The following is a 5,406-nucleotide window of genomic DNA, read 5'->3' as shown; positions in this document are numbered from 1 at the left end:
ACCAACACCTGAACCAACACCCGTTCCTGTCCCCGAGGAGACGGCAAGCATCCGGTTCACCTCAAACCCTGCGGGAGCCGAGATCTTTATCAATGGTGATCTGAAGGGAACAACCCCAATGGTCGTCCCTGGATTCACACTTGGAGAGCATGATGTCGAATACCGGCTTGAAGGGTACGAGAGATGGGGGAGGCAGATTGTTGTTACGGAAGCTGCCCTCACTACCACATGGTCATATAATCCAACGTTGACCCCGGTAGAAATCATACCTGAACCAACACCCGTTCCTGTCCCCGAGGAGACGGCAAGCATCCGGTTCACCTCAAACCCTGCGGGAGCCGAGATCTTTATCAATGGTGATCTGAAGGGAACAACCCCAATGGTCGTCCCTGGATTCACACTTGGAGAGCATGATGTTGAATACCGGCTTGAAGGGTACGAGAGATGGGGGAGGCAGATCGTTGTTACGGAAGCTGCCCTCACCACCACATGGTCATATAATCCAAGACTGGTTTCCGCTTTGTAATGAAGTTGAGTGCAGTTAATTAAAAAATTCAGAAGATTGACAAGCATTTATTCTGATTGCTTGTTCATTATCTTCATTCTTTTTATGGAATTGAGGTTCAAAAAAGTAACTTTTAATGATTTGACTGTATTCTCATACAATACTATTATAATGTCTATGTTAATAATATTGAAAAGTTATTAAGATAATTTTATTAGTTTAATGCGCATTAGAGGATGAATAAAGGCTAATTCTCTGATTACAGGGAGAATACATGATAAAATATACATATGATGGTATCTTATTTGATGACATGTTATTCCTTGAGGTGTCTGCATCAAATAGACTTGCAATCATACCCCGATTGTTGATTGCTATTTTGTTACTATTCTGTATTATACAGGTGGCCACCGCGGCTCCTATTCTTGTAGCGGCTAGTGATAGTAGTGCAACTACCAGATCTTCAGCACACTATCTTTGTAATGGTGTTAATGATCATCTCACCATTCAGGCTGCTCTTAATGCGGTTCCTGCAACAGGGGGGGATGTCCTTCTTCTGGCAGGAACCTATAATTGTGGAGGACCTATATCTCCAAAAAAATCGACGATAATGCATGGAGAGGGTGATAAAAAAACTTTTATAAAATTTTTAAGAAATGATGGATATATCAACCTGGTTAACGAATACGTAACCCTAAAAGACTTCAATGTTGAAGGTAAAAATTATAATTATCCTTATAAAGGAGTTATTACGGTTCGGGTAGGTAATGTCAGGCTTCAAAATATTATAGGCACTGCAGATTCAAGTATCGAAGGTGTTTTCTACGTTCATGGAGGGTCGTTACCCGGTTATAATAAAAATATCCAGAATATCGAATTTAATAACTGTAAGGTTTTGAAGGCGGGAACACATGGCTTCGTTCTGAATGCAGGTAGATCATATCCGGATATAATCAATGCTCGATTCATCGATTGTGTAGCTAATAATTGTGGGCTTGAAAGCCGGTTTAATTCTTGGGTGACCGGATTCTTATTCGCGGAATATAATAATCTTATAGATTTCGTAGCTATCAATTGTAGCGCAGAAGGAAACTGGGAATCAGGATTTCATGTGGAGAATCCAGGGGTAAAGCAGAACGGCGTATTTTATCCAGTAAAAAAAACAAATGTCAGTTATATTAATTGCGTAAGTAAAAACAATGCACAAAAAAGTAAACTGAGTGATGAAAAAACGCTATTTGGTGCTGGTTTTATGGTCAACGGTGATATGCATCTCATCAACTGCATTTCGGAAAACAATCGTTATGGATTTCTAACTTATGGTGGTGGATTCCAAATTGAAAAATCGCAGGATACAAATTCCTGGATGGGTATTGCGTTACCACGACCAGGAGATCCTGCTGGAACCCGGATATCCGAAACCAGGTTGATCAATCAGGTATATCCCATACATTTCTCGAATGGTGAATCAAAAAATGTTGTTATTGAAAATGTATATATCTCTTCAGGAGGAGAATCGAGAAGTTCTCCTGCTATCACCATTAATAGTGGTATCATTAATCCTTCTAATATTTTAGTAAAGGATTCTATTATTGAAGGGTATTATTATGGAGTAAGTAATGCCAATCCGAATTCTAAAGTCAGAATATCGGATGTGGGTGTAAACAAAGCATCGACTAATTTTGTTAATTGCCAGGTCCTCTCTGCATCAACACCACCATTAAGTTCAATTCCAATAACTCCGATTCCAACTACCCCGGTTCCAACTACCCCGGTTCCAACTACCCCGGTTCCAACTACCCCGGTTCCAACTACCCCGGTTCCGACTACCCCGGTTCCGACTACCCCGGTTCCGATTGGTACCGTAGATGTCCGCTTCACTTCAAATCCGACCGATGCGAATATTTACATTGATGGCACCCTCAGAGGGAGAACACCGCTGACCGTCTCCGGAATAACTCTTGGTGAACATGAGATTGAGCTGAGAAAGAGTGGGTACCAGACCTGGGTAAAAGAGATAGATGTGACTGAGGCCGCCCTCAGAACCACGTGGTCATATAACCCTCAACTTGTGAAAGCCTGATATGATAATGAAATTTAACCGTTGAGAGTCCCCCCAGTATACCCTGAGATTTCATTATTTCCATATATTTTATTAAATCCAAGATTAGAGAGATGGATTGTAAGATCGTCGGGAATTATGGGGGATAAATATCCTTTCCGTTTGAACTCCCTGATATGATCGTGTCTGATAATCTTAATGGACTCATCGTATGGAAAATTTCCTGAATTAAGTGAGAGATCCAAATTATTCATATTTCTTTGCTCAAAACCATAGATGTGAATAAAGAGACTGCTACTTGGGTTGTATCCGTGATGAAAATCCGATGCAATATTGCCTTCAGTATTGCGACCAAAAAAATCACTCCCTGTTAATTCAGACTGTGTATAATACATCTTCGATCCGGTCACGGGGGCAAAATAATGGTTATCAACACAACCGGTTATGCTCATAACCGAGAAAAAGCTCAGTAGTAAAACAAATCCTATCACAATTGCATATGTTCTTATACTATTTTTTGCTTTATATGTTCCTAATAAAAACAGAGTTATTGCCAGAGGTATACTTAAGAAAATAAAGGCGAAATATTCAAAGCGTTCCTGAAATATCATTTTTTCGGATATGGAAAATATAAAGGGTATTAATATCAGGGTGAGTGACAAAATTGCCAGTGAAAATGATTTGTTGCTTCCCTTTATAGAAGCCATATAAAGGATTCCTAGTATTGCAAGGGAAAAAAACAAATAATTGCCTATTAGTGGGAATAGACGCTCATATTGTGGTATGATGACTGTACTACTCAGCATTATGGGATTAGAAATAAAAGCGAGATCCAATTCATTAAAAAAAATTAAAAAGGTTGAAAATGTATTCTTCTTATACATCCAGTACCCGTACATAGCAAGTATATAAAAACATGGGATGAGTAAAGTTTTAATAACCTCAGTCTTTCCGGAAATTAATTCCCGATAACAAAGAGAAACATAATAAACAAAGAGGATGATGGCCATAACCGCAGAGACGAGGGTATGAGTCAGTATAATGATTGACAGGAGGGGTACAAGTAAGATAATTGTTGAGAGTCTGGAGAATGGATTGTATTTTGTGAATAAAATATATATTATAATCAGAACAAAAATTCCTCCGAATGCATTCGGGATGGGCATATACGACCAACGAATATGGGTGTCCCCGAGGATGACCAGTAGGGCTGCGAGCAACGCAATTTTATGGTTTTTAAAAAGATAATTTGCAACAACGAAAATAACCATCGTATTACACAAAATCTGTCCAAGACTTACAGACAACATTGCAGCAAACTTGTAGGAGAGTGTCGATAATATTGAGACGATAGCAATGATCAGATGGAATGCCGGCTTATCTTTGTAGTGATAATTCTCAGGAATAAAAAAATTTTCAACTATCCGACTGGTCATGCCATAATGGTACCATGGATCTATACCTATTAAACCTGGGACAATCATAAGATGTGACCATCCGAGATTCAGTGCGAGAAGAAATAATTGAAGAAAAATTAATGGTATATCCCGCTGTTTTGCACTGATGCAGCTCCCTGCAAGGAAACCCGACATCAAAATGATAAATATAAAGTACACGGTTGGGCGTTCATAGGTGTCCGGTCGTGAGTACAGAACAAGTAGACTTCCAATATATAAAATAAAAAAGGAGATGCTAAATATAGTAAAATTCCTCCTCAATATTTTCTTGTCGAATTTTATATTTAACCTTTCACCTATCAATAGGTAGAGTGAGCATACAATAAAGATAATGGAAAAAATAAAATATGTTATAAATGAATTATAGATAAGGATATTTAATATAATCATTAGAATTGCAATGAACAATCCAATAAACGCCATTACCTTATCAATCATCTCAAGTCCAAAGAATCGTCGTATTTTCATACTCCCCTCCACATAATATTTTCCCGGAGGTCTTCAGGTATCACTTCTTTTATCACGATATGTTCGAATAGAATTGGAAAAGAAGGGTCATCGAACCAATATTTCAAGATAAAACTCTCTTCACATGAATGTATAAAATTATATTTAATATCAAAATTATACCTTTCCATATATTTTGTTTCATAAACAATATTATTTATATGTTTTGTATTTTTTGTTGGGTATAATTTTTGGAGGTCGACATTAAGCGCGATGAAAATCTTTTTTGAAAAATGACAACTGAAAAAAAATGAAGTCAGTGACACGTCAATTAATTTTTTTTCAAATTTATGGGGGGAAATATATATACATTTAATGTAGTATACATCTTAATTGTTGGTGTTATATGCGAGTAAAATATATCTGTCTCTGTTGTGGAGATAAAAAATCAGGAGTTAATAAAAAAATATTATCTCAAATTAAACACCTGGCCAGAATCGGAGTTGATATAGCTGGGTATTCACTATGCGAATACAGGGAGTTCGATGCACCACAATCATATGTGACTCATGTACACATACCAGGCATTCAAAAAACTTCAACAATAATTCAAAAGTTAAAGCGAGATTATTTGTACATTGAAAATATCAACGTTATTATCAATTCTTCAAGGGAAGATGATGTGATCTATTTACGACATAGGTTTCCATTTTTTAAATTTTTAAGATTATTGCAACGATCCAGGAGTTGTAAGGTTGTTTTGGAATTTCAGACCATTGACTCAATTGAAGCCAGATTACTCGGTTTATACTGGTACATTATATTGGATAGGCTCTATGGAAAAGCTATTCGCAGATCAGTTGATGCCTTTGTGGGAGTTACTGACGAGATTACTCAATATCAACTCTCTCGAACCTAAACTCCTGATTTTTTAG

4 protein-coding genes are annotated in these 5,406 nt (G+C 37.4%); 3 read left to right on the top strand and 1 reads right to left on the bottom strand.

The window, feature by feature from the left end; translation table 11 throughout:
* Nucleotides 1-526: PEGA domain-containing protein (locus tag RJ53_RS11410; protein WP_211531759.1), on the top strand; the 526-nt coding region annotated here is incomplete at its 5' end.
* A 253-nt stretch (nucleotides 527-779) separates the two neighbouring features.
* A complete protein-coding gene (locus RJ53_RS11975; protein ID WP_211531758.1) occupies nucleotides 780-2,588 on the top strand; it encodes a PEGA domain-containing protein in 1,809 nt (602 codons plus the stop codon).
* Nucleotides 2,589-2,602: 14 nt separating this feature from the next.
* Here RJ53_RS11975 and RJ53_RS11400 read toward each other — a convergent pair whose 3' ends face one another.
* The gene (locus tag RJ53_RS11400; RefSeq protein ID WP_211531757.1) at nucleotides 2,603-4,492 is read right to left on the bottom strand and encodes a hypothetical protein; all 1,890 of its coding nucleotides are present in this window, start codon (nucleotides 4,490-4,492) and stop codon (nucleotides 2,603-2,605) included.
* A 385-nt stretch (nucleotides 4,493-4,877) separates the two neighbouring features.
* Between RJ53_RS11400 and RJ53_RS11395 the strand changes: the two genes are divergently transcribed.
* Nucleotides 4,878-5,390 carry a hypothetical protein gene (locus tag RJ53_RS11395; protein WP_211531756.1) on the top strand — a complete coding sequence of 171 codons (513 nt, stop codon included), beginning with the start codon at nucleotides 4,878-4,880 and terminating at the stop codon, nucleotides 5,388-5,390.
* Nucleotides 5,391-5,406: the final 16 nt, after the last annotated feature.

The sequence above is a fragment of the Methanocalculus chunghsingensis genome (assembly GCF_018132105.1).
Taxonomy (GTDB): domain Archaea; phylum Halobacteriota; class Methanomicrobia; order Methanomicrobiales; family Methanocorpusculaceae; genus Methanocalculus; species Methanocalculus chunghsingensis.
Note: the sequence above shows the minus strand (reverse complement) of the source record. Positions and strands in the feature narration are given on the sequence as shown.